The organism is Streptomyces sp. CWNU-52B (assembly GCF_047444975.1).
In the GTDB taxonomy this organism is placed as follows: Bacteria; Actinomycetota; Actinomycetes; order Streptomycetales; family Streptomycetaceae; genus Streptomyces.
In genome coordinates, this window is sequence record NZ_JBLFJV010000021.1 from 273,133 (window position 1) to 297,377 (window position 24,245).

Annotated in this window: 20 protein-coding genes; 7 read left to right on the top strand and 13 right to left on the bottom strand. The window is 70.4% G+C overall.

From position 1 onward, the window contains the following. Positions 1-261 precede the first annotated feature (261 nt). From ACLVWQ_RS22100 to ggt, 4 genes are all read right to left on the bottom strand, one after another. Complete coding sequence (locus ACLVWQ_RS22100; protein WP_414110827.1) at positions 262-1,587, bottom strand: aspartate aminotransferase family protein; 1,326 nt, start codon at positions 1,585-1,587, stop codon at positions 262-264. Next, positions 1,584-2,426, bottom strand: a complete 843-nt coding sequence (locus ACLVWQ_RS22105; protein ID WP_414110828.1) for a nitrilase-related carbon-nitrogen hydrolase — start codon at positions 2,424-2,426, stop codon at positions 1,584-1,586. The genes ACLVWQ_RS22100 and ACLVWQ_RS22105 overlap by 4 nt, the downstream gene beginning before the upstream one ends. A gap of 182 nt (positions 2,427-2,608) precedes the next feature. Next, a complete protein-coding gene (locus ACLVWQ_RS22110) occupies positions 2,609-4,207 on the bottom strand; it encodes a hypothetical protein (RefSeq protein ID WP_414110829.1) in 1,599 nt (532 codons plus the stop codon). Between the two features lie 417 nt (positions 4,208-4,624). Then, positions 4,625-6,442, bottom strand: coding sequence for a gamma-glutamyltransferase (gene ggt, locus ACLVWQ_RS22115; protein ID WP_414110830.1), 1,818 nt, complete (start codon positions 6,440-6,442; stop codon positions 4,625-4,627). A gap of 103 nt (positions 6,443-6,545) precedes the next feature. Between ggt and ACLVWQ_RS22120 the strand changes: the two genes are divergently transcribed. Next, entirely contained in the window at positions 6,546-7,304 is a 759-nt protein-coding gene (locus ACLVWQ_RS22120; RefSeq protein ID WP_414110831.1) for a hypothetical protein, read from the top strand. Between the two features lie 522 nt (positions 7,305-7,826). Here the strand turns inward: ACLVWQ_RS22120 and ACLVWQ_RS22125 are convergent. Together ACLVWQ_RS22125 and ACLVWQ_RS22130 are read right to left on the bottom strand one after the other, a co-directional pair. Beyond that, the gene (locus ACLVWQ_RS22125; protein WP_414110832.1) at positions 7,827-8,570 is read right to left on the bottom strand and encodes an amino acid ABC transporter ATP-binding protein; all 744 of its coding nucleotides are present in this window, start codon (positions 8,568-8,570) and stop codon (positions 7,827-7,829) included. Positions 8,571-8,697: 127 nt separating this feature from the next. After that, positions 8,698-9,186 carry a DUF6278 family protein gene (locus ACLVWQ_RS22130; RefSeq protein ID WP_414110833.1) on the bottom strand — a complete coding sequence of 163 codons (489 nt, stop codon included), beginning with the start codon at positions 9,184-9,186 and terminating at the stop codon, positions 8,698-8,700. A 180-nt stretch (positions 9,187-9,366) separates the two neighbouring features. On the opposite strand from ACLVWQ_RS22130, the gene ACLVWQ_RS22135 reads away from it, so the two are divergent. Next, positions 9,367-11,157 (top strand): SGNH/GDSL hydrolase family protein, encoded by a 1,791-nt coding sequence (locus tag ACLVWQ_RS22135; RefSeq protein ID WP_414110834.1) that lies wholly within the window; start codon positions 9,367-9,369, stop codon positions 11,155-11,157. Positions 11,158-11,228: 71 nt separating this feature from the next. Here the strand turns inward: ACLVWQ_RS22135 and ACLVWQ_RS22140 are convergent, their stop codons facing one another. The 4 genes from ACLVWQ_RS22140 to ACLVWQ_RS22155 form a co-directional block, all read right to left on the bottom strand. After that, the gene (locus ACLVWQ_RS22140) at positions 11,229-12,008 is read right to left on the bottom strand and encodes an exodeoxyribonuclease III (RefSeq protein ID WP_414110835.1); all 780 of its coding nucleotides are present in this window, start codon (positions 12,006-12,008) and stop codon (positions 11,229-11,231) included. Between the two features lie 30 nt (positions 12,009-12,038). Beyond that, positions 12,039-12,677, bottom strand: coding sequence for an MBL fold metallo-hydrolase (locus tag ACLVWQ_RS22145; protein WP_414110858.1), 639 nt, complete (start codon positions 12,675-12,677; stop codon positions 12,039-12,041). Positions 12,678-12,764: 87 nt separating this feature from the next. Further along, positions 12,765-14,054 (bottom strand): 4-carboxymuconolactone decarboxylase, encoded by a 1,290-nt coding sequence (gene pcaC, locus ACLVWQ_RS22150; RefSeq protein ID WP_414110859.1) that lies wholly within the window; start codon positions 14,052-14,054, stop codon positions 12,765-12,767. A 222-nt stretch (positions 14,055-14,276) separates the two neighbouring features. After that, on the bottom strand, positions 14,277-15,413 hold the full coding sequence (locus tag ACLVWQ_RS22155; protein ID WP_414110836.1) for a 3-oxoacyl-ACP synthase III family protein: 1,137 nt from the start codon (positions 15,411-15,413) through the stop codon (positions 14,277-14,279). Between the two features lie 256 nt (positions 15,414-15,669). Here ACLVWQ_RS22155 and ACLVWQ_RS22160 point away from each other — a divergent pair, with 256 nt between their 5' ends. Then, positions 15,670-16,992 carry an acyltransferase domain-containing protein gene (locus ACLVWQ_RS22160; protein ID WP_414110837.1) on the top strand — a complete coding sequence of 441 codons (1,323 nt, stop codon included), beginning with the start codon at positions 15,670-15,672 and terminating at the stop codon, positions 16,990-16,992. 115 nt (positions 16,993-17,107) lie between these two features. Here the strand turns inward: ACLVWQ_RS22160 and msrA are convergent, their stop codons facing one another. Together msrA and ACLVWQ_RS22170 are read right to left on the bottom strand one after the other, a co-directional pair. Next, complete coding sequence (gene msrA, locus ACLVWQ_RS22165; RefSeq protein WP_414110838.1) at positions 17,108-17,638, bottom strand: peptide-methionine (S)-S-oxide reductase MsrA; 531 nt, start codon at positions 17,636-17,638, stop codon at positions 17,108-17,110. Between the two features lie 229 nt (positions 17,639-17,867). Then, positions 17,868-18,632, bottom strand: a complete 765-nt coding sequence (locus ACLVWQ_RS22170) for an SDR family oxidoreductase (RefSeq protein ID WP_414110839.1) — start codon at positions 18,630-18,632, stop codon at positions 17,868-17,870. A gap of 84 nt (positions 18,633-18,716) precedes the next feature. Between ACLVWQ_RS22170 and ACLVWQ_RS22175 the strand changes: the two genes are divergently transcribed. Together ACLVWQ_RS22175 and ACLVWQ_RS22180 are read left to right on the top strand one after the other, a co-directional pair. After that, positions 18,717-19,397 (top strand): TetR/AcrR family transcriptional regulator, encoded by a 681-nt coding sequence (locus ACLVWQ_RS22175; RefSeq protein WP_414110840.1) that lies wholly within the window; start codon positions 18,717-18,719, stop codon positions 19,395-19,397. 836 nt (positions 19,398-20,233) lie between these two features. Next, positions 20,234-20,998 (top strand): thioesterase II family protein, encoded by a 765-nt coding sequence (locus tag ACLVWQ_RS22180; RefSeq protein WP_414110841.1) that lies wholly within the window; start codon positions 20,234-20,236, stop codon positions 20,996-20,998. Positions 20,999-21,419: 421 nt separating this feature from the next. Here the strand turns inward: ACLVWQ_RS22180 and ACLVWQ_RS22185 are convergent, their stop codons facing one another. Continuing rightward, complete coding sequence (locus ACLVWQ_RS22185; protein ID WP_414110842.1) at positions 21,420-21,728, bottom strand: hypothetical protein; 309 nt, start codon at positions 21,726-21,728, stop codon at positions 21,420-21,422. Here ACLVWQ_RS22185 and ACLVWQ_RS22190 point away from each other — a divergent pair. Continuing rightward, entirely contained in the window at positions 21,723-22,700 is a 978-nt protein-coding gene (locus ACLVWQ_RS22190; protein ID WP_414110843.1) for a PucR family transcriptional regulator, read from the top strand. The two genes, ACLVWQ_RS22185 and ACLVWQ_RS22190, sit on opposite strands and share 6 nt — an antisense overlap. Beyond that, positions 22,697-24,245, top strand: a 1,549-nt coding sequence (locus ACLVWQ_RS22195; RefSeq protein WP_414110844.1) for a type I polyketide synthase, incomplete at its 3' end; no start/stop codon positions are given. The genes ACLVWQ_RS22190 and ACLVWQ_RS22195, both read left to right, overlap by 4 nt.

A 24,245-nucleotide genomic window follows, 5' to 3' on the forward strand; every position in this document is an offset into this window, starting at 1 on the left:
GGCGTCTGCGGGTGCGGGTGTGTGGGGGCTGAGCGCGCCGTTCCCCGCGCCCCTGGGTGGGTCGGGGGTGAGGTCGCTGGTGTCGTGCGGGTGCGTGAGGGCTGAGCGCGCCGTTCCCCGCGCCCCTGGGTGGGTCGGGGGTGAGGTCGCTGGTGTCGTGCGGGTGCCTGGGGGCTGAGCGCGCCGTTCCCCGCGCCCCTGAGTGGGTTGAGGGTGCGGTCGCTGGTGTCGTGCGGGTGATTGTGGGAGACCTGCGGGTGCTCAGGGGTGGGTGGTGTGTAGGGCCCGTTCCAGCATCGCCGTGCCCTCCTCCGCCTCCGCCACGGTGAGCGACAGGGGTGGGGCGATGCGCAGGACGCTGGTGCTGTGGCCGCCGCCCTTGCCGATCAACAGGCCCTCCTCGCGGGCCGCTTCGAGCACGGCCGTGGCCGCGTCCGGATCCGCCTCGTCGGTGCCGGGCCGCACCAGCTCGATGCCGGCCATCAGCCCGCGGCCCCGTACCTCCCGCACCCCGGGGAACTGTGCGGTGACGGCCCGCAGCCGTTCGATGAGCAGGCCGCCGACCCTGCGGGCATTGCCCTGGAGGTCGTGCTCAAGGAGGTACGTGAGGTTGGCGAGGCCCGCCGCCATCGTGACCTGGGTGCCGCCGAAGGTCGAGATCGAGTTCGAGTCGAGGCAGTTCATGATCTCGGCGCGGGCGACGACTCCGCCGATGGACATGCCGTTGCCGATGCCCTTGGCGAAGGTGAGGATGTCGGGCGGGCCGCTCTGCCCGTGTGCCTGCCAGCCCCAGAAGTGGTCGCCGGTCCGGCCCCAGCCGGTCTGCACCTCGTCGCTGATCCACAGGATGCCGCGCTCCTGGAGGACCTCGCGGAACGCCGCGTACAGGCCGTCCGGCGGTGAGGTGAAGCCGCCGACGCCCTGGATCGGTTCGGCGATCAGGGCCGCGGGCGGGCGCACATGGCCGAGCAGGTCCTCCAGGTCGGCGACACAGGCCCGGATGAAACCGGGGTCGTCGAGATCGGCGTACGGGCCACGGGTGCGGACGCCGCCGTGCACGTACAGCGTCTGGAGGGGCGACAGGCTCGTCGGTGACCAGCCCTTGTTGCCGGTGATGCCGACCGCGCTGAACGAACGGCCGTGGTAGCTGTTGCGCATCGCCAGGATCTGGTTGCCGCCGCGGTACGCGGTGGCCAGGAGCAGCGCGGTGTCGTTGGCCTCGGTGCCCGAGGTGGTGAAGAAGACGCGCGCGTCCGGGATGCCCGACAGCGCGGCGATCCGCTCCGCCAGGTCGACCATCGGCCGGTTGAGGTAGAGCGTGGAGGAGTGGTTGAGCCGGCCGGCCTGCTCGCTGACGGCCTTCGTCACCTCGGGCAGGGCGTGCGCGGTCATCGTGGTGAGGATGCCGCCGAAGAAGTCGAGGTACTTGTTGCCCTCGGCGTCCCACACGTGGCGGCCCTCGCCGTGGGTGAGCTCGACGGGCTCGGCGTAGTACAGGGCGAGCCAGTCGGGCAGGACCGCCCGGTGGCGCTGGTGCAGAGCGCGGGCCGTGCCGTGGGCCGGACCCCGGGGAGCGTCTGTCGTCACGGCTGCACCAGCCCCTCGTACGCGTCGGGGCGGCGGTCCCGGTAGAAGGCCCACTGCCGGCGGACCTCGTCGATCAGGTCGAGATCGAGGTCACGGACGACGAGTTCCTCGCTCTTGTCGCTCGCCGGCTCACCGACGAACTGGCCGCGCGGGTCCACGAAGTACGACGTCCCGTAGAAGTCGTTGTCCCCGTACTCCTCCTCGCCGACCCGGTTGATCGCGGCGATGAAGTACTCGTTGGCGACGGCGGCGGCCGGCTGTTCCAGCTGCCACAGGTGGGCGGACAGGCCCCGGGAGGTGGCCGACGGGTTGTAGACGAGCTGGGCGCCGTTCAGGCCTAGTTGGCGCCAGCCCTCCGGGAAGTGGCGGTCGTAGCAGATGTAGACGCCGACCTTGCCGACCGCTGTGTCGAAGACGGGCCAGCCCAGGTTGCCCGGCTTGAAGTAGTACTTCTCCCAGAAGCCCTTGACCTGGGGGATGTGGTGCTTGCGGTACTTGCCGAGGTACGTGCCGTCGGCGTCGATGACCGCGGCGGTGTTGAAGTAGAAGCCGGACTGTTCGACCTCGAACACCGGGACCACGACGACCATGCCGGTCTCGCGGGCGAGTTCCCGCATCCGGGTGACGGTCGGCCCGTCCGGTACCGGTTCCGCCCAGCGGTAGTGCTCCGGTTCCTGGACCTGGCAGAAGTAGGGGGCGTTGAAGACTTCCTGGAATCCGATGATCTTCGCGCCCTGCCGGGCCGCCTCGCGGGCGTGCTCCTCGTGCTTGGCGACCATGGATGCGGTGTCGCCGGTCCAGGTGGCCTGGACCAGGGCGGCGCGTACGACGTGGACCATGAGCTGCTCCTTCGACGTGACGTCAGAGAGCCTCTACGCCCGTAGACACCGGGCGTAGAGCCCTGAAAGTAAGCCTCGCCGCCGCACTGGGCAAGACCATCGTCGTTAACCGGCGGAGTCGATCATGTTTCGCACCCCAGTGGGTGAGCCGACGGCTGCTCCGGAGCCGTGGACCGGCGCGCTCACGCCGTGTAGCCCGCCACCCGCAGGGCATGGATCAGGTCCCAGTACCGCTGCTCCGAGACCTCGCGGGCCGCCTCCAGGAGGATCGGCGCGAGGAGCTGCGGGTTGGCGTCGATGCTGCGGACGGCCTCTTCGGGAGAGCGCACCCGGACGTACGCGTCCACGAGGGCGCGGACCTCGCGGTGCCGGCCCTCCTCGACTAGCCCCAGGACGGCCTCGCCTATCTCCGGGGCCGGGCGCACCACTCCCTGCCGGAGCATCTGCTCGCCGTCCGCCGTGCGTCCGGCGGCCACCAGTGCCTCGGCCGCGGCGACCAGCCGGTCGGCGGGCAGGGAGACCACCTCCCACAGGAGGGTGGCCCAGTCGGCGCCGAGTCCGGCGCGGTGCAGTTCGGCGGCGAGGAGCGGAAAGCCGGCCGCGGGCCAGTACGCGGCCTCGACGAGCACGGCGTGCGCCTCGCCGGTACGGCCCTCGCTCCGCAGCCGGACGAGCTTCCTGACGGTCTCGACCGTGGTCCGCCGCGCCTCGTCGTCCAGCGGCTCACGCCGTGGCCCGGACCCGTCGCCGTCCTCGGCGCCCCCGGCGAACCGGGCGCCGCGCGGGGCGCCCTCCGCGGGCTGCGGCGCCGGCACGGGAGGTACGACGACGGCGCCGGTGTCGTCCTCGGCGTCCGGCAGGCCGGCGAAGCGGGCGCTGCCCCGGGCACCACCGCGGATACGGCGCCTGAAGCGCTGCTTGGGAGCCGGGGGTTCGGGGGGTTCGTGCTGTTCGGGGGGTGCCGTGTCGGACGGAGCGGCGGCGGATCCGTGCGGGGACGCGGGGTCCTGGCCGTCGGGGTCGGGGTCCGGGGCGGTGTTCCGGCGTGCGGCCCGGTCCGCGGAGGCGTCGCGCCACAGGTCCGGCCAGTCGTCCTCGTCGGAGGCCGGCCGGGCACGGTCAGCGCCGCCGTCTCCCCCGCGGCGCGGTTCGTGGATGGGCTCGTGAACAGGCCCGTCGGCTGGTTCGCCGACCGGCTCGTCGATCCAGAAAGGGCCCGCGCCGTCGTCGACGGGCGGCATCGCCAGGGCCTCCTGGGCGTGTCCGCCGGCCGTCCGCCGGTCCAGCTCGTCGATGCGGGAGCGGATCTCGGCGCAGCGGGCCGTGGCACGGTCGTGGTCGTCGCGGGCCCAGGCCAGATCGAGGCGGAGGGAGTCGGTCTCCTGCTGGGTGGTGGCCTCGGGCAGCGCCCGTCCGAGTTCGGTGAGCCGCTCGGCGGCGTAGCGCTGTTCGCGGAGCATGACGTCGAGCCGGTCACCGAGGGCGTCCCGGCCGCCGGACCGGCCGTCGTACGCGGTGAGGGAGGCGCCGTGCAGCGTCCGGGCCCGCTCGGTCTCCTGGGCGGCGGCCCGCTCCCCGTACTCGGCGGCCAGGTCCTGGAGGATGGCCTCCACGACGTCCCACGGTGGTACCTCCCAGCCGTCCAGGCAGGCCCGCATGCCGTCGGGGTCGCGCTGCCAGAACACGCCGCACCAGCCCCCGCCCTGGTCGAGCCGGGACAGCAGGCCACTGAGGTACTGCGCGAACTCCCGCACTTGGCCCGGGAGTTGTTCCACTGCCATTGCCTTCACCCCACGCCGGACCGGAGTACTCCGATCCGGTAGAAAACACCATTCGTGTTACGGAAGCGCTACGACACGTTTTCGGCCTGGACGCAGAGTGCGGTTACCGCCCCGGAACGTGACGTGAGGGAACGGGTGGTGACACACGGCCACCTCGCGTCGGCGGAGGGGCCTGCACTCGCGGCGGTCTCCACCACACGGCGGCCGCCTCGGGGTTCAGCGGGGTTCGCACCATTGCGCCACTCTATTACCCCCGAGCGCCGTTCGGGCGGGTTCCGGGGCACCGCCGACCGGCCGGACCGGCGCGGGCCGGACGCGCCCGATCCCGTCGGGTACGCCCGGCCCGCGCCGGCCAGCAGCCAGCAGCCGTCAGTCGTCAGCTGTCAGCCGTCAGCCGTCGTGCTCGTTCTCGTGGGCCTACGGCGCCGGCCGCACCACCATCGCCGAGCCGCCGCCCCTGCGCACGGGCTCCGCGGCCGCCAGCCACTTGCCGTCGGACAGTCGCTGGATCCCCGTCGCCGCGCCGATCTCCGGGTTCTGCCGGAAGCCGTGGCCGATGCCCTCCAGCTGGGCCCTCAACGGGCTGTCCCACAGGCCCGGTTCGAGCTCGGTGGTCGTCTGGTTGCGCTGGCTGGCCCGCGGGGCGGCGATCGCGTCGACCAGCGGGAGACCCCGGTCGAGGAAGCCCGTCAGGGTCTGCAGGACCGTGGTGACGATGGTCGCGCCACCGGGTGAGCCGAGCGCCACCACCGGCTTGTCGTGCCGGTCGAGCACGATCGTCGGCGAGATCGACGAGCGCGGACGCTTGCCGGGTCCTGGCAGGTTCGGGTCGTGCACGGCCGGGCTCGCCGGGGCGAAGGAGAAGTCGGTCAGCTCGTTGTTGAGGAGGAACCCGCGGTCCGGGACGGTGATGCCGCTGCCGCCGGTCTGCTCGATGGTGAGGGTGTAGGCGACGACGTTGCCCCACTTGTCGGCCGCCGTCAGATGGGTGGTGTTCTCGCCCTCGTACGTCGTCGGGGCGGCCTTGCCGCCGGCCGCGCACGCCGCCGGGTCGCGCGGGTCGCCCGGCGCCAGCGGGCTGGTGAGCACCGCGTCGTCCTCGATCAGGCACGCGCGCGCGTCGGCGAACCTCTGCGAGAGCAGTTCCTTCGTCGGTACGTCCTCGAAGGCGGGGTCGCCCACCCAGCGCCCCCGGTCCGCGAACGCGATCCGGCTCGCCTCGATGTAGCGGTGCAGGTACTGGGCGTCGGACGCCACCGAAAGGTCGGTGCCCTCAAGGATGTTGAGGGCCTCGCCGACCGTGGTGCCGCCGGAGGAGGAGGGCGCGATGGAGTAGACGCCCAGACCGCGGTACGAGGTCTTCGTGGGCGCCTGCCGCTTCGCGCGGTACTTCGCCAGGTCCTTCAGGGACAGGTCACCGGGGCGGGCGTCGTACCCCGAGGCCGGGTCCACCGGCGGCTGGTTCACCGTGTCGACGATGTCCTGGGCGAGCTTGCCGCCGTACAGCGCGCCCACGCCCTTGCGGCCCAACTCCTGGTACGTACGGGCCAGATCGGGGTTCTTGAACGTCGAGCCGACCACCGGCAGCGAACCGCCCGGCAGGAACAGTTCGGCGGTGTCGGGGAAGTTCCTGAACCGCGCCTCGTTGGACTCGGTCTGCGAGCGGAACGTCTCGTCGACGGTGAAGCCGTCCCGGGCGAGCCGCTCCGCGGGCCTCAGCAGCGACCCGAGACCCTTGCTGCCCCAGCTGTCCAGTGCCGTCTGCCAGGTGGCGGGCGTGCCGGGTGTGCCCACACCCAGGCCGCTGGTCACCGCGTCGGCGAACGGGATCGGCTGGCCGTTCTCCAGGAACAGCCCCGAGTCGGCGGTCAGGGGCGCCGTCTCCCGCCCGTCGATCGTGTGCACCGTACGGGACTTGGCGTCGTAGTAGACGAAGTAGCCGCCTCCGCCGACGCCCGACGAGTACGGCTCGGTGACGCCGAGGGCGGCCGCCGTGGCGACGGCGGCGTCCACCGCGTTGCCGCCCTTGCGGAGGACCTCCACACCGGCGGCCGAGGCGTCCGCGTCGACGCTGGAGACGGCTCCGCCGTACCCGACCGCGACCGGTACCTTCTCCGCCCCGCCGGTGCCGCCTGCGGCGGTCCCGGCCCCGGCGGGTGGCGCCGCCGCCCCCACCGACACCACAGCGGCCGACACCGCCAGCACACCAAGCCTCCGCGCAACCGAGCGCCCCATCAGTACCTCCAGTCAGCAACAGTCCGCGCAGCGTAACCGCCTCGACGCGGCCACGTCAGGTCCCTCTCGAACACGCGTGGCGCGCCCGCTAGCATGCGCGCCCATGACAGACGACGTGCGCAACATCGTCCTGGGGGTGCTCGCGGCGGGGCTCAGTGCCTCGCTGGGCTGGATCGCCCGGACCTACCTGTGGAAGCGGAAGCTCCGCCGCAAGCAGGCCTTCTTCGGGCTGCCCGACCACTCCGAGTCGCTGCTCGTGGTCAACCGCGACGCCGGCAGCCCCGATCTGGCCGTGCACCGCTACGACGTGTTCGCCCTCCTGGAACTCGCCGCGCTGATCAAGGACTGCAACGCGCACGCCGATGTGATCACCCAGGACGCGGCACGGCAGGGCTTCGGGGAACGCACGGAGTTCTGCGTCGGCGGCCCGGGGTCGAACCGCCGGATGGCCGCCCACATGCAGGCCATGCTGCCGGGGGTGCGGGTGAACACCGACCCGGAACCGGGCCCGGACCGGCTCGCGTTCCAGATAGGCACCGAGCGCCACCGCATGGAGCCGGGGCTGGCCGAGTACGTACTGCTCGCGCGGCTCACCGCGGGGCAGCCGGGCCTCGGCAGGCCCGTGTTCCTGTTCTGCGGCCAGCGCGCGATCACCAACCAGGCGGCGACGCGCTACCTGGCCCGCAACCACGAGCGGTTGTACCGCAAGCACGGCGACAGTTCCTTCGCCCTCCTCCTGAAGGTCGTGAACTCCCAGGCGTACGGGCCCGATGTCGTCGAGCTGGTCGCGGACGTGACCCGGGCGGCGCAGACCCCGCTCCCGGAGGCGACCGCGGCGCGCAACTCCCATCGCGCTTCCTGAGCCCGCGTTTCCTGAACCAGGGAGAACGCCCGAACCGGGGAGAACGAAGGAGCGCGGCACCCTCGTCGCGTACCGCCACGACGTGGGCCGCTCCGCGTCGAGCACAACCCGACCGGCTCGCAGCTGACCTTCTCCTCACCGGCGGCCGACCCGTCGTGCGGGTCGGTCGCGCTGCGCGAGCAGTGATCTCCGGCTGCTGCCGGACGGGCCATTGCCCCTCGCTACCGCGTGCCCGGCAGCAGCGTCCCTGGGTCGGCCGAGGCGCCTTCGACAGCCTCTGTCACCGCGGGGATGAACGACACAGCGTAGTCGAGGCCCGGCGCGGCCGGATCACCGGCGCGGCGGAACTCCCCACCGGCGCCGGGGCACCGGCCCGACTCGGCCGGGCGAACGGCGCGTTGGGCCCCACCGCGGGAGGTACGGGGGGCGTGCGTGGCGCGGGAGCCGGTCGCGACGAAAACGCCGAACGCCGGTGATCGGGGGCGCACACGTGCCGTACGGGTCATGATCACGCTCCCTCGCTCAGTGTGTGAGGATTTTGGAGAGGAAGTCCTTCGCACGGTCGCTGCGCGGGTCGGTGAAGAACTCCTCCGGAGTGCGGTCCTCGACGATGGCGCCGTCGGCCATGAAGACCACCCGGTTGGCCGCCGAGCGCGCGAAGCCCATCTCGTGGGTGACGACGACCATCGTCATACCGTCCCGGGCGAGCTGCCGCATGACCTCCAGAACCTCGTTGATCATCTCCGGGTCGAGCGCCGAGGTCGGCTCGTCGAAGAGGAGCGCCTTGGGGTCCATGGCGAGGGCGCGGGCGATGGCCACGCGCTGCTGCTGGCCGCCGGAGAGCTGCGCCGGATACTTCGACGCCTGCGAGGCCAGGCCCACCCGGTCGAGCAGTTCGCGCGAGCGCACGTCCGCCTCGGCCTTCTTGCGTCCGCGCACCTTGATCTGGGCCAGCGAGACGTTCTGCAGAACCGTCTTGTGCGCGAAGAGGTTGAAGGACTGGAAGACCATCCCGACCTCGGCGCGGAGTCTCGCGAGTTCCCCGCCCTCCTCGGCGAGCGGCTGCCCGTCCAGCTTGATCTCGCCCGACCTGATGGGCTCCAGGCGGTTGATCGCCCTGCAGAGAGTCGACTTGCCCGACCCCGAGGGGCCGATGACGACGACCACCTCCCCCTTGCCGACGGTGAGGTTGATGTCCCGCAGGACATGCAGCTCTCCGAAGTACTTGTTGACGTCACGCAGCTCGATCAACGGATCGACGGCCATCCTCAGCCCTACCCACTCTCAGCTGTGTCGCGATTGCCGCAAACTATCCACACAGGAGTGGAGTTAATGCACGACACGCACTTTCCGGGCATTAGCCGTATTTACATCGGCATTACAGGCCAGAGCTTCACGTCTCCGCAACGTCGGCGTACAGCTGCGACAACTCGGGAACCCCGCTGGCCGCCCATTCATGACCCGACACGACGACGTCGACCTCCCGGCCCGAGGGCAGCCGCACCACGACCCGGCCGTCGGGCCAGATCTCCCAGGCGGCACCGGGGACCGTACGGACGATGACCGTACCGAGATAGAGGCCGGCGTCGTTGCCGAGCCAGGGCAGGCTCTCCTCGTCGTCCCGCCAGCGCGGCAGCAGTTGGTCGAGCGCGTCCAACGAGGCCGCGGAGTCGTCGAGTCGGATCCCCGCCTGATGGGCCTGGGAGCGGAGCAGCTCACATTCGGAGAGCAGCTCGACCACCCCCTCGCGGTCGCTCCCGTGGCCGCTCCCGCGATCGCCTCCGTGGTCGCCCTCGTCGTCCGCGTCGCTGTCCGAGAAGGTCACGACCCCCCTGACGGGGCCCCGCTTCTTGCGCCAGTTGCCCAGGAAAGGGATGTTCATACACCCAGCCTTTCATCCGTATCGCCCAGCGCACCACAGGGCGCGCTGGGCGCCTGTTCCCAGGGAGTTCGTACGCAGTTCGCGCCTGCCTCATTGACGAGTCCCTGGCGTCTCCTTAGCTTCACCGTGCACCTGTGGGTTCACTGTGCGTCCGAGTGGGTCTGAGTGGGAGGAGTCGGCGTGCGCCGACCTGTGTGGGGTACCGCCGTTGCTCTGGCTCTGCTGTCCGCGGCGGCGGTGACGGTGACGGCCACCGTTCCGGCCGCGGCCGTGCCACGGCCCCAGGGGCAGCGGCCACTGCCCCTGGAACAGCTCTTCGACAACACCGCCGTGAGCGACGACGCGCGGCCCGCCGAGGCCGACTTCGACGGCTCGGGAGGTTCCCTGTCGGCGCAGGACCTGACCGCCGCCGGATGGACACCGGGGCGTTCGCTGACCGTCCAGGGCGCCGGGCTGACCTGGCCCCGCCGGGCGCCGGGCGAGCGCGACAACGTACGCGCCGACGGCCAGTCCGTCCGGCTGCGCGGCCACGGTGACGCGCTCGCCTTCCTGGTGGCGGGCACGGGTGGCGGCGAGGAGAGCGGCACGGGTGTGGTGCGCTACCGCGACGGTTCACGCTCCTCGTACCGGCTGACCGCGTCGGACTGGCGGGCCGGACCGCTCGCCACCAAGGCCGTGGCGCTGCCGCACGTCAACACGAGCGGCGGTCAACTCGCCGAGAAGGCACGGCTGTACGTCGTGACCGTGCCGCTCGACCGGGGGCGCGCGGTGGACTCCGTGCGATTGCCGCGCAACGGCGACCTCCATGTGTTCGCGCTGTCGGTACGCGCCGAGAGCCCCGGCTGGACGGGGAGTTGGGCCGCGTCCACCTCCGGATACACGGCGGTCGGACCGTGGACCGACCGCACGCTGCGCCTGGTGGTGCACACCTCGGCGGGCGGCTCGCGGGTACGGATCCGGCTCGACAACACCTTCGCGGCCGCGCCCGTACGCGTCGGCGGCGCGACGGTGGCGGTGCAGGCGTCGGGGGCGAGCCCGCGCAGCGCTCCCGTGCCGCTGTCGTTCCATGGCGCCGGGGGCGCCGAGATCCCGGCGGGAGCACAGGCGTTCAGCGATCCGCTGGGCTTCGACGTGCCCGCGGGCAGCAATCTGCTGGTGAGCTTCCACCTGCCGGGGACGGTGACCGCGGCGCCCGTGCACAGCCTGGCCGTGCAGCAGTCGTACGTCAGCGAGCCCGGCGACCACGCGGCGGACGCCTCCCCCGGCGCGTACACGTCGACGATCCTCAACTGGCCGCTGCTGACCGGTGTCGACGTGGGTGACGGGCCCGGGTCCGTGGTGGTGCTCGGTGACTCGATCACGGACGGCGAGAAGTCGACGCGGGACACGAACCGGCGCTGGCCCGATCTGCTGGCCGCCCGGCTCCGGACGCAGAGCGCGGTGCCTCGCTACGGGGTGCTGAACCAGGGCATCTCGGCGAACCGGGTGGTCACCGACCGGTACCCCGGTGACGGGGTCTCCACCGACACGGGTGGGGTGAGCGCCCTGCACCGGCTCGACCGGGACGTGCTCGCGCAGACGTCGGCGCGTACGGTCGTCGTCTTCCAGGGGATCAACGACGTCCGCTGGGGAGCCGGTGCGGAGCAGGTCGTCGACGGGTTGCGGGAGGTCGCCGAGCGGGCGCGGGCGCGGGGGCTGCGGGTGGTCGTCGCGACGATCGTGCCCTGTGAGGGGGAGGCGCGATGCACCGCCGAGGTCGACGCGGAGCGTGCCGCGGTGAATCGGTGGATCCGGTCCAGCGCGGGTGGCGGTGCTGCCGAGCTCGACGGTGTGCTCGACTTCGACGCCGTGGTGCGGGATCCGGGGCATCCCGCGCGGATGCTGGCCGCCTATGACAGCGGGGATCATCTGCATCCGGGCGACGCGGGGCTCGCTGCGCTGGCCGAGTCGGTGGAGCTCGGGTTGCTGTAGGGGCCGGGTCGGGTGTCGGGGGCGGCCCTGATGCGGGCGAGCGCGCAGCTCCCCGCGCCCCTTACGGGGCTCTACACGTCCAGGTCCACCACCACCGGGGCGTGGTCCGAGGCTCCCTTGCCCTTGCGCTCCTCCCGGTCCACGTAGGCGTCGGTCACCGACTTGGTGAAGGGGGCGTTGCCGTAGACCAGGTCGATGCGCATGCCGCGGTTCTTGGGGAAGCCGAGCTGGCGGTAGTCCCAGTACGTGTACGGGCGGTCGTACTTGAGGGGGCGCGGGACCACGTCCGAGAGGCCGGTCTCGCGCAGGGCGGCGAGGGCGGCGCGCTCGGCCGGGGTGACGTGCGTGAGGCCCTCGAAGACGGACAGGTCGTAGACGTCCTCGTCCGTCGGTGCCACGTTGTAGTCGCCGAGCACCGCGAACGGGCGGCTGCCGGCCGCGTCGCCCGCGACGGCCGCCTTGAGGGCCTCGAACCACTGGAGCTTGTACGCGTAGTGCGGGTGGTCCACCTCGCGGCCGTTCGGCACGTAGACCGACCAGACACGGACCGGGCCGCAGGTCGCGGAGACCGCTCGGGGCTCCTCCGCGCCGTCGTAGCCGGGGCCACCGGGCAGGCCCTTGACCACGTCGTCGAGGCCGACCCGGGACACCACCGCCACTCCGTTCCACCGCCCTGTCGCGTTCACCGCCGACTCGTAGCCCAGCTCGCGGAGCTGCTCGGACGGGAACTGCTCGGCGGTGGTCTTCGTCTCCTGGATGCACAGCACGTCCGTGCCGCTGCTCTCCAGCCAGGCCAGCAGCCTCGGGAGACGGGCGGTGATCGAGTTCACGTTCCAGGTGGCGATGCGCATGCTTCACAACCTACCGGGCGGCACCGACAGTCAGAGCTCGACGGCCTCGCCGGGCGCCAGCCGCAGGTGCTCGGAGCCGCCGCCCAGCGCGCCGATCATGTTGTCGTAGGCGGGGCGCGCCAGGTCGGCGAGCAGGACGTCGTGGATGTCGTACGCGCGCTGCGGCTTGACCTCACGGACGTAGTCGATGACCTCGGAGATCTTGCTCCAGGGGGCCATGACGGGGAGCATCAGCGTCTCGACCGGGTGGTCGGGGCGGGTGAGGGCGTCGCCCGGGTGGAAGACGCGCCCGCCGTCGAGGAGGTAGCCGACGTTCGTGATGCGCGGGATGTCGGGGTGGATCACGGCGTGCAGTTCGCCGTGGACCTGCACGTCGAAGCCCGCCGCGGTGAACGTGTCGCCGTGGCCCACGGTGTGCACGCGGCCCGGAAACGCGGCCGAGAGCTGGTCGGCGACCGACTTCAGCGTCCAGATCTGCGCCTCGGGGTTGGCCTCCAGGCCGGCCCGCAGGTGCCCCTCGCTGAAGTGGTCGGGGTGCTCGTGCGTGACGAGGATCGCGTCCGCGCCGACCGCGGCGTCCTCCTCGCTGAAGACACCGGGGTCGATGACGAGCGTGCGGCCGTCCTTCTCCAGGCGGACGCAGGCGTGCGCGTTCTTCGTGAACTTCATGTTCTGTGTGGCCATCATGTCCTCCATCCTCCCTCCGCCCGCCGGAGCGGGCTCACCCGAGGGGTCCCCCGCCGGCTCGCGCGGCGCTCACTCCTGCGGCGTGGTCTCCTCGCGGATGACCTGCTGGGCCACCTTGAAGGCGCTGTTCGCGGCCGGTACGCCGCAGTAGACGGCCGCCTGGAGGAGTACTTCCTTGATCTCCACCGGGGTCAGGCCGTTGCGCAGGGCGGCCCGGGTGTGGAAGGCCAGTTCGTCGAGGTGACCGCCGGCGACCAGTGCGGTGAGCGTCACACAGCTGCGCGAGCGCCGGTCGAGGCCGGGGCGGTCCCAGATCTCGCCCCACGCGTAGCGCGTGATGAACTCCTGGAAGTCTCCGGAGAACTCGTCGGCCTGGGCCAGCGCCCGGTCCACATGGGCGTCCCCGAGCACCTCACGGCGGACCTTGATGCCCGCGTCGTACGGATCGGACCTGCCCGTCAGCGCCTCGGGCTGGGGGGCGGGGGCGATCTCGGCGACCGGCGCCACCTGCTGCTGCACGGCGAGCACGGGGCTCGTCTGGGGCACCACGACCGCCATCTGTCCGGTGGACGAGTCGTAGGCCGGCTGCTGCCAGGCGGTCGAGAAGTGCCGTACGAGCAGATCGGTGACCGCGGCCGGCTGTTCCACGGGGACCAGGTGGGAGGCGCCGGGCACGACCGCGAGGCGGGCGTCCGGTATGCCGGCGACCAGGGTGCGGGCCTCGGCCGGGCCGGTCACCTGGTCGTCCGAGCCGACCAGGACGAGCGTCGGCACCCCGATCCGGCCGAGATCGGCGCGGATGTCGAACGCGGCCAGTGCCTCGCACGCGGCGATGTAACAGCCGGGATCCGTGGTGCGCACCATCTGCACGGCCCACTCGGTGATCGCGGGCTGCGCCGCGGCGAACCCGGTGGTGAACCAGCGCTCGGGGGACGTCCGCGCGATGGGGTCCAGCCCGTTCGACCGGACGATCACGCCGCGCTGGCGGAACTCGTCGGCCGTGCCGAAGCGCGGGGAGGCCGCGATCAGCGTGAGCGAGGCCACCCGCTCGGGGCGGCGCAGCGCCAGCTCGGCGCCGACCGCGCCGCCCAGCGCGCAGCCCGCGTAGCCGAACCGCTGGACGCCCAGCCCGTCGAGGGTGGCGAGCAGCCGCTCGGCGAGTTCGGTGACCGAGCCCGTCGGATGCGCGGGCGCGCCGCCGTGGCCGGGCAGGTCGAAGCGGAAAACCCGCCACTGCTTGACCAGATCCGGAACCTGCCTGTCCCACATGTGCCAGGTCGTGCCGAGCGACGGCCCGAGGATCAGCACGGGAGCGTCTTCGGGGCCGTCGAAGCGGTACTGGAGGGCGGGGTACTTCATCTCACTCACCCCACCAAGCTAGCTTCCGCACCTGGGGACACGGAAACGGACCGGGCGTGTCCACTCGCCCTGCACAGGGCCGTCACATGTCGGGGAGCGGGTCGCGGGGCAGGTCGCGGGGCAGGTCACACGGCCCGGACCGGCCGATGTCCGGGCCCTGGGCCGGACCGTCGGGACAGCGGTGAACCTCACCCGCACGAAGGGCGGCACCTCCGAGGGACGTCACCACCGCACCAGCATGAGACCGGTGCTCATGCCCCCGCCGAATCCGGCCAGCAGGACGAGGTCGCCCGGGGCGATCTCCCCGCGCGCGGCGGCCAGCGTCACCGGGAGGGACGCCGCGCCGGTGTTGCCGTAGCGCTCCAGCGTGCGGTGGACGACGGCGTGGGCCAGCCCCAGCTCCGGCAGCAGTTCGTCGATCATGCGGCCGTTCGCCTGGTGCGGGACGAAGTGCCGTACCGCTGCGGGGGCGACCCCGGCGTTGTCCAGCAGACGGTGCACCGCGCCCGGCAGGGTGTCCCTGACGAACGTCCGTACTCCGTAGCCGTTCATGGTGAAGTAGTGCAGTCCCTCCTGGAGGGACTCCTTGGACGCGGGGATGCGGCTGCCCCCTGCGGGGACCTTGATCAGGTCGTGCTGCTCGCCGTGGCTGGTCAACTGCGTGGCCACGTACCCCCGGCCCTCCGGCACGGGACCGACGACCACTGCTCCGGCCCCGTCGCCGAACAGCGAGACGGTGCGCCGGTCGGCCGGATCGATGATCCGGGAGTAGATGTCCACGCCCACGACCAACGCGAATCCGCCGGACGGCACCATGCGGCGGGCGGCCTCCACCGCGTAGACGAAGCCGCTGCAGACCGCGTTGACGTCGAAGGCCGCGGCGTGGACCGCGCCGATCCTGTCCTGGAGCAGGTTCGCCGTCGCCGGCTGGGGCGAGTCGGGCGTGGAGGTGGCCACGACGATCAGGGAAAGCTGCTCGGCGCTCAGGCCGGCGTCCCTCAACGCCTCGTGCGCGGCCTGTTCCGCGAGATCGGACGCCGCCTGGTCGGGATGCGCGTACCGCCGCGCGAGAATACCGGTCTTGGCCGCTATCCATTCCCCGGTCACACCGGCCGAGGCCGCGGCCTCGGCATTGTCGACCACCCGTTCGGGCAGATAGGCGCCGCAGCCCAGAATTCCGTTGGCCACCGTGTCGCGGCTTGCGTCCCGATAGAAGAGGGGCGTCGGAATCGCGGTCGGAACCGCCTCGTCCGCTCCGGCGGGACGGCTGCGTATCACGCCGGAGGGCGCCTCGGGGGAATTCCCCACCGCCCAGGACGCCAGAGCACACCCGCACTGGCAGTCGTCTCGGTGATTCATCTCATCTCCTTGCCATTGACGAGAACGCAGGGATGGTAACCCTCCACCGCACAGGAGAGCTCGGCAACGAATAATCTCCCTGCCGGAATACGGAAACGACTGGAGGCGAGCAGTTTTCCACCATGTGGAGCGCCGCCGGTAATTATCGGGTAACCGCCCGCGGTGTGCTCGGTTACCGCACGGTGGGCGGAAGCCGTCCGCATCACGGATATCTTGCGGCTCGCAGTCGACTCATTGGTAGTGATGAGGAGTTCTCGTGACCAATCCGGCCACACAAGACATTCGCGTCGATGCTGAATCCGGCACGGTGCCGTGGGTGCTGTCCGGGCGGAGCCAAGCGGGCCTGCGCAGCCAGGCCGCCCGTCTCCTGTCCCGGCTCGAGTCCGACTCGGCGCGCGACGTCCTGGACGACGTGGCCGAGGTGGGCCGGTCACTGGTGGCGGCCGGCGCGGCCGGCGAGTACCGGGCCGTGGTGCTGGGACGCGACCGTGCGGAGCTGCTCGCGGGGGTACGTGCGCTCGCCGAGGGACAGGCCGCGCCGAACGTGGTCAGCGGGCGGGCGGCGAGACAGGCGCGGGCGGACATCCGGCCGGTGTTCGTGTTCCCGGGGCAGGGCACCCAGTGGGCCGGCATGGCGGTGGAACTGCTGGACACCTCGCCCGTGTTCGCCGAGTCGGTCCGGGACTGCGAGCGGGCGCTGTCGCCGCATGTGAACTGGTCCCTGGAGGACGTCCTGCGGGGTGTGCCCGAGACCCCGCCGCTGGACCGGGTGGACGTCGTGCAGCCGGTGCTGTTCTCGATGATGCTGTCACTGGCCCGGCTGTGGCGCTCCTTCGGCGTCGAACCGGGGGCGGCGGTCGGCCATTCGCAGGGCGAGATCGTGGCCGCGCACGTCTCCGGGGCGTTGTCGCTGGATGACGCGGCACGGATCGTCGCGCTGCGCAGCCAGGCTCTGATGAAGATCTGTGGCCGCGGCGAGATGCTGACCGTGCTGGCCCCCAACGACCGGGTGCGGACCATGCTGGCCGACTGGGAGGGTGTCCTGTCGGTGGCCGCGGTGAACGGGCCGGCCACCATCACGGTGTCGGGCGACAGGGCCGCGATGGCCGAGTTCGGTGCGGCGCTGTCCGCGGCCCGGATGATGCGCTGGCAGCTGCCGGGGGTGGACTTCGCCGCGCACTCGGCGCACGTCGAGGACCTGCGGGACACCCTGCTCGACCTGGCGTCCGCGGTCACACCGGTACGCGGTGACGTTCCGTTCTACTCGACGGTCACCGGTCGACGCATCGAGACCGACGAGCTGGACGCGGAGTACTGGTACCGGAACCTGCGCCAGACGGTCAGGTTCGACGACGCCGTCCGTTCGCTGGCCGAGGACGGACACACGCTCTTCGTGGAGTGCAGCGCACAGCCGGTGCTCACGGTCGGCATGCAGGACACCGTCGACGAACTCGGCCACTCGGCCGTACTGATGGCTACCCTGCGCAACGAGGACGGCGGAATGGGCCGGTTCTTCGCCGCACTGGCGGAGTCCTATGTGAACGGCGTCGCGGTGGACTGGACGGCCGCGTTCGCGTGACGGCCTGACGGCCTTGCCTTCCGCATCCCACTGCTTGTCACTGCTTGCCACTGCTCCCACCGTGACGGCCCGCCAGGAGAACAGGCGGGCCGTCACGGGCGCACGAGACGGCTCTTCAGTCGACTTCGAGTCCCAGCGTGCGCAGCTTCGGTTCGATGACCGCCCGGCAGTACGGCTCGAAACGATTCCTGTTGTAGAAGTCCTGCTGATCGACGTCCGCCACGATGAACTGCTGGTACGGCCGCAGGTCGGTCACGATCGCGTTGTCGAGTTTCTCCTGCACCAGAGCCATGACCTTCTCCGCTGCCGTTCGCTGGTGCTCGTCGGCATAGAAGATCGTCGAATGGTAAATGGAGCCGCGATCCGCACCGCTCTGGTTCGGCGTCGTCGGGTCATGACTCTGAAAGAACAAGATCAATATCTGCTCGACAGATATCTCATCCGGCCGGAATTCCACCTGCACGGCCTCGACGAATCTCTGCGGGTTGAGCCCGCGGCGCTGATAGGCCGCATAGTCGGGCGGGGGGCCGTCATCCCCTGCGAATCCCGAGACACTTGATGTGACTCCAGGAGTCCGACGCATCACCGCGTCAAATGACCAGAAACAGCCAGGACCGAGTGTCAGATTCTGGACACTATTACTCATGTGTGTTTCCTCCACCATGCAGAATCCTCCCCAGATCTATTCCCACGACATCACCTCGATCGTATCAGGATGTAACCCTTTCCAGCTGACCGGGACAGGCCGAAACTATTTCGACGTTCCCGATAGTCGGGAACTAAAGACATACGGTCGACCGGCCTTCCACATCCGCACGACAGCGGAGTTTTCTTTCCTCTGCCACCGACGGGTGAGCGCTCCGCCAGCGGTCCCGTCAGACACGCGGACCGAGGAACAGGCCGCCGCTCGCGTCGATGACCTGACCAGTGATCCAGCGCCCGGCGTCGGAGACGAGGAACGCGACGATGTCGGCGACGTCGTCGGGCCCGCCCAGCCGGTCGAGCGCGGTCGCCGCCGTGATGGTCTCGACCAGGCCCGGCACTTCGAAGACCTCCCCGTTGGTCGCCGTTCGGGTGGCGCCGGGAGCGACCGCGTTCACCGTGATCCCCCGGGTCCCCAGTTCGTTCGCCAGCGTCTTGCTCATGGTTTCGACCGCCCCCTTCGTCATGGCGAAGGACGTCTGGCCGGGGTTGGCCATCCGGGCCGCCACGGACGACATCGTGACGATGCGGCCGCCGTCGCGCAGCAGGGGCAGCGCGCGCTGGATGATGAAGTACGGTGCGCGCACGTTCACCGCGAAGAGATGGTCGAACTCCGGGCGCGTGGTGGATCCGAGCGGCCCCGCGGGTGCGGCCGCCGCGTTGTTCACGAGAATGTCGAGAGGCCGTCCGCAGAGACCGGACTCCACCCCCACGAAGAGCGTCTCGACATCGCCGTCCCCGCCCAGTGGCGCGCCGACGCTGAACGCGGTTCCGCCCGCTCGTTCGATCTCCTCGACCGTCGACGCCGCACCGTCCTCGTCCCTGCCGAAGTGCACGATGACGTCCGCGCCGTCCGCCGCCAGCCGAACCGCGATCGACTGCCCGATACCCCGCGACGCTCCGGTCACCAGGGCCGTCCTGCCGGCCAGACCACTCACGCCAACCATCTCAATCTGTCGATTGCCAGGCATGGTAGTCACTAACAACTTGGTAGTAACTACCTACGCGTTAATGTGTACCACATGACTGACAGGCACTCAACCTTGCGAGCCCGGCGCCGCGCCGAGACGCAGCACGCGATTCAGGCGCATGCAGTACGGCTGTTCACCGAGCACGGATACGACGCCACGACCGTGGACGATGTCGCCAGCGCCGCAGGGGTGTCGCCGATGACCCTCTATCGGCACTTCCCGACCAAGGAACACCTCGTCCTCCTGGACCAGCAGGGCAAGCTCATCGCCGAGCGGATCTCCGCGTCGTCCGCCGACCAGTCCCAGATCAGCCGTATCGGCGGTGCGCTGATCGACTGGGCCAGGACGGTGACCGCCGGCAGCCGGGGCGCCGAACTGACGGCCGACACGCAGTTCCTGCTCGCCCTGCTCCGGCTCATGATCGTGACGCCGGCCCTGCGGGCCAAGCACCTGGACAACCACTACACCCTGCAGAAGGCGATCGTCGGTGCCCTCACCGACGAGGGCACCGACCCCGACACGCTGTTCCACACCGAGGTGGTGGCCAGCGCCTGTCTGGCCGCCATGCACACAGCGCTGGTGCGCTGGACCGAGGACGACGGACAGGTCGAGCTGCCCGACCTGATCGGGAAGGCACTGACCGCCGCCTTCGTCGACGACAACGGCGGAGCGGAGATGAAGGCGCGCCTGTCCCACCCCTCCGACATCGACCGTTACCGGAAGAGCGGGTAGTCGGGCCCGCCGCGGTGCCGGCTCGCCGAACGGCGGGCCGCACGGCGACGGACTGCGGGGCAGGGAGTCGCCGGCCTGTGCCGAGATCAAACTGGCCCCCTGAGCTGTCGGTCGCATGCGCGTCCATAGGTTCAACGAGCGAAGCGCGATATGGACCCCACGCATTTCGGCCGAATCGGCATCGCGCCCGCTCCCGGGCCCGAGCCAGGCCCAGGGCGCGGTTCTCGCCACGTACAGGACCGGGCGCCGCGGGCGGAGCGCGCCGCCTTCTGCGTCCGGCGGAGCGGATCGCCCTCGGGTTCGCCTTCTCCGCGTGGATGAACCGGTATGTCGCCCGAGCCGGTCGGCAAGAGCCTGATATCGACGCGAGGAAAACCGTCGCCTTTCCCAGGATCCCGGTCACCGTCACCCACCCCTCGGTGAACTTCCGCGGTCCCCTCGGCCTCCCGCCCCGTGAATCCTTCTCGTCCGGGACCACGCTCTCCGGCATCGAGGCCTCTTCGCGGCGTACCATGCCCGGGTGGAAATCCGAAAGGGCAGACCCGTCGCCTCCCGCGATGTGACAATGTCCGGGAACATGCGCCGACCCTCGTCCTTGAGTCGCCCCTGACGACTCGGGCCGATCGGGCGGATGCGGCGTCGAGCGAATTCGGACGCGGGACCTGCGAGCTCCTCGTCGGAATGGACACAGCACCATCGGCGATGAGCTGCCCGCAACATGACGCCACTGTCGCATTTCACGCGAAACGACCAGGCCTACCGCGGCTTTCCGACGCGGCGATTCCGGATTCCGGTTCACCTGCTCCGACACTCCGATGTCCCGAAAGGCACTCCTCATGAAAACCCTGCCCGATGGATCCTCCTGGCTGAGGAATTTCAGCCCGGCCGCGGACGCTCCCGTACGCCTCGTCTGCCTGCCCCACGCGGGCGGTTCGGCCACCTTCTACGTCCCTGTCGCCCGCGCGCTGTCACCCGCCGCCGACGTACTGGCCGTGCAGTATCCGGGCCGTCAGGACCGGCGGCGAGAACCGCTGGTCCCCGACATCAAACTGCTCGCCGACCGGATCGCGGAGACACTCGCGCCGTACGACGACAGGCCGCTCGCCCTCTTCGGCCACAGCATGGGCGCGCTCATCGGGTTCGAGGTGGCGCGCCGGCTGGAGGCGGCCGGGACGCGGCCGGCCCATCTGTTCGTGTCGGGACGGATGGCGCCGACTGTCACCACCGAAGACCGCTGGCACCTCGCCAGCGACAGGGATCTCGTCGGCGAGGTCACATCGCTCGGCGGCACGGACGGCACTCTCCTGGACGACCACGAGCTGCTGGAGATGATCCTGCCCTCCGTCCGCAGCGACTACCAGGCCGTGGAGACGTACGAGTACGAGCCCGGCCCCTCGCTCCACTGCCCGGTGACCGCCTTCACCGGGGACAGCGACCCCAAGGCGGACGTGGACCGCGTGCTGCTCTGGGAGCAGCACACCACCGGGAGTTTCACGGCCAAGGTGTTCCCCGGCGGCCACTTCTACCTGCTTCAGCACACCGATTCCATACTCCGCGTGATGTCGGACCAGCTCTCCCTCAGCCCTGCCACGGCCCCCTAGACACGCGCCGCTCCGCTTCCCCGCGGGTGGCGGGACCGCAGGATCCTCGTGTCCCGTGCGGTCCGCCCGCGCGGGGCCCGCGGACGCCCCTTCCTCCGGCGACCGGCATCCTTTTCCGGCGACGGCGTCACCTTCCGGCCGATCAGTGGGCATATCGTTTCGCACTTCTCGGAACGGGCCCCGATGATTGTCGTATACCACGCGGTAATTTCGTCACCGAGCCGCAGTTACCGGATAATTACCGGCCGTCCGTGAAACCATGCGAAACTAACGACATCCAGTTGCGTCCGCTTTCCTGTACGGAGGCTACTCGTTGTCAGGCTATCCCATAGCACGGGTCACTATTCCCGCGCAAACGCAGATCACTTCAACGTATTCACTCCTGCATCTACTGCGCCCCGCTGACGCTTCTGTGCTCCAGTCACCGAAAAACCCACAGCTCGTCGAGGAAGTCGTCCTCCGAGTCGGCACGGGTGCCGTTGGCTGGGCAATCGAAAGAAGTCGCCTGGTCATGGCCGAAATGGCCGGGCAACCGTTCGTCCACTTCGACCAGAATTCCTACAGCGAGGCGCGGCTGGTCGAGGCCATAGCGCTCTGGATCGCCCTGCGACTCGGCGGCGTGAAGGAAATAACCGGCCTGCTGTCCGCGGAAATAACGAACGCCATTCGTGAACGTATCGCGAACAATGCGACCGTCGATCTCCTGCTCCGTTACGTCCGCGCAGTGCACGCGAATTTCTCCCGCGAGTTGTTCGAATTCCGTGACTCGATGATTCCGGCCGCGGACCAGCCCGTGTTGATGCGGACCATCTCGGCCAACCTCTTCGAGGGCATGGAGATCCTCTCCGACGCGGTGACCGAGAAGTTCACCGCCGAACGCAGCCGCTGGTTCGCCGGCTCCGTGGGTGAGCGCTTCGAACTGGTGTCCGCGATCCTCAAGGACAAGCCGGTCGACACCCTCCAGGCGCTGAACCAGCTGCGGTACGACCTCACGCTCCACCACGTCGCGCTGGTCCTGTGGCAGGACAAGATCACCCCGGACAGCGGCCGTGAACTGGAGGCCACCGCGCTGCGCCTGCTGGACCAGGTGGGCTGCTCCTCGATGCTGCTGCTGCCCGCGGGGCCGGGCCGGCTGTGGGCCTGGGGTGGCCGCGCCACCGACCGCGCCGCCGAACTGCGGCGCTCGGACAAGCCCGTGGACGTACCCCCGCACATCCACGTCGCGTCCGGGCTGCCCGGCGACGGTGTGGCCGGCTTCCGGCGCTCGCACGAGCAGGCGATCACCGCGGAGCGGGTCAGCCGGCTCACCGAGCCCGGAACGTCCACTCTGTACGACTACGGCGACCTGGAACTCGTGATACTGCTCAGCGACAACGCGGAGGCGACCGCCGACTTCGTCCGCCGCGAGCTCGGTCCGCTGGCCGAGGACAACAAGTCCATGGCCGCCCTGCGGGAGACCGTGCGGTGTCTGCTGGACAACGAACGGGCCGTCGCCGTCACGGCCAAGCACCTGCACATCGCGAAGAACACCGTCGTGTACCGGGTGAAGAAGGCAGAACAACTGCTCGGCCGCTCCTTGCGCGAGGACCGCCTCCGCCTGCATCTCGCGCTGTATCTGGCGGAGCGGCTCGGCTCATCGGTACTGACCACACAGGGTCCCGCGACGGGACTGGAGCACTCGAATCGGACGGTTTCAAAGTGAGTGGCAACCAGAACAAGGACGAGAAGCTCCTCGACTACCTCAAGTGGGTCACCGCGGACCTCCACAAGGCCCGCAACCGCGTCGAGGAACTCGAGTCGAGCCGGTCCGAGCCCATCGCCATCGTGGGCATGAGCTGCCGCTACCCCGGCGGTGTGTCGACGCCCGACGAGCTGTGGCGCGTGGCCGCCGACGGGGTCGACGCGATCAGCGGTTTCCCTCTCGACCGCGACTGGGACGTCGAGGGGATGTACGACCCGGACCCCGACGCTTCCGGCAAGTTCTACGCGCGTGAAGGCGGATTCCTCGACGACATCAAGGGCTTCGACGCGGCGTTCTTCGGGATCTCGCCGCGCGAGGCGCTGGCGATGGACCCGCAGCAGCGGTTGCTCCTGGAGACCTCGTGGGAGGCCATCGAGAACGCTCGGGTGGATCCGCGCTCGCTCCGGGGCAGTGACACCGGAGTCTTCGTCGGTGTGATGTACACCGGCTACGCCTCCACCGTCAGCGTCACCGCGACGGGCATCGAGGGCTACGCGATGACCGGGATGCTGACCAGCGTCGCGTCGGGCCGGATCTCCTACGCACTCGGGCTGGAGGGCCCGACCGTCAGCATGGACACGGCGTGCTCGTCGTCGCTGGTGTCGATCCACCACGCCATGGCGGCACTGCGCAACGACGAGTGCTCACTGGCGCTGGCCGGCGGGGCGATGGCCATACCGGTGCCGGACTGCTTCGTGGAGTTCTCCCGGCTGCGCGGACTGTCGCAGGACGGCCGGTGCAAGGCGTTCGCGGCCGCCGCGGACGGGACGGGTTTCTCCGAGGGTGTGGGGATGCTGATGCTGGCGCGGTTGTCGGTGGCCCAGGAGCGTGGGCTGCCGGTGCTGGGCCTGCTGCGGGGCAGTGCGGTGAACTCCGACGGTGCGTCCAACGGACTGACCGCGCCCAGCGGTCCTTCGCAGCAGCGGGTGATCCGGTCCGCGCTGGCGAACGCGGGGCTGTCTCCCGCCGAGGTGGACGTGGTGGAGGCGCATGGCACGGGTACCCGGCTGGGTGACCCGATCGAGGCGCAGGCACTGCTGGCGACGTACGGCCAGGCGCGCACGGACGACCAGCCGCTGCTGCTCGGTTCGCTGAAGTCGAACATCGGCCATGCGCAGGGTGCTGCCGGTGTGGCGGGTGTGATCAAGATGGTGATGGCGATGCGGCACGGGGTGGTGCCGAGGACGTTGCATGTGGATGAGCCGTCGCCCGCGGTGGACTGGTCCTCGGGTGCGCTGGAGCTGGTGACGGAGGAGCGGTCCTGGCCGGAGACGGGACGGCCGCGACGGTCCGCGGTGTCCTCCTTCGGCGTCAGCGGGACGAACGCCCACGTCGTTCTCGAGCAGGCACCAGCACTTGAGCCGGCGCCCGCGCCCGCGCCTGGGTCCGACTCCGGGTCGGTGGTGTTGCCGGTGGTGCCGGTGGTGGTGTCGGGGCGTTCGGTGGGTGCGTTGCGGGAGGGTGCGGGGCGTTTGGCTGGTGTGGTGGCGGGTGGTGGTGTGGGTG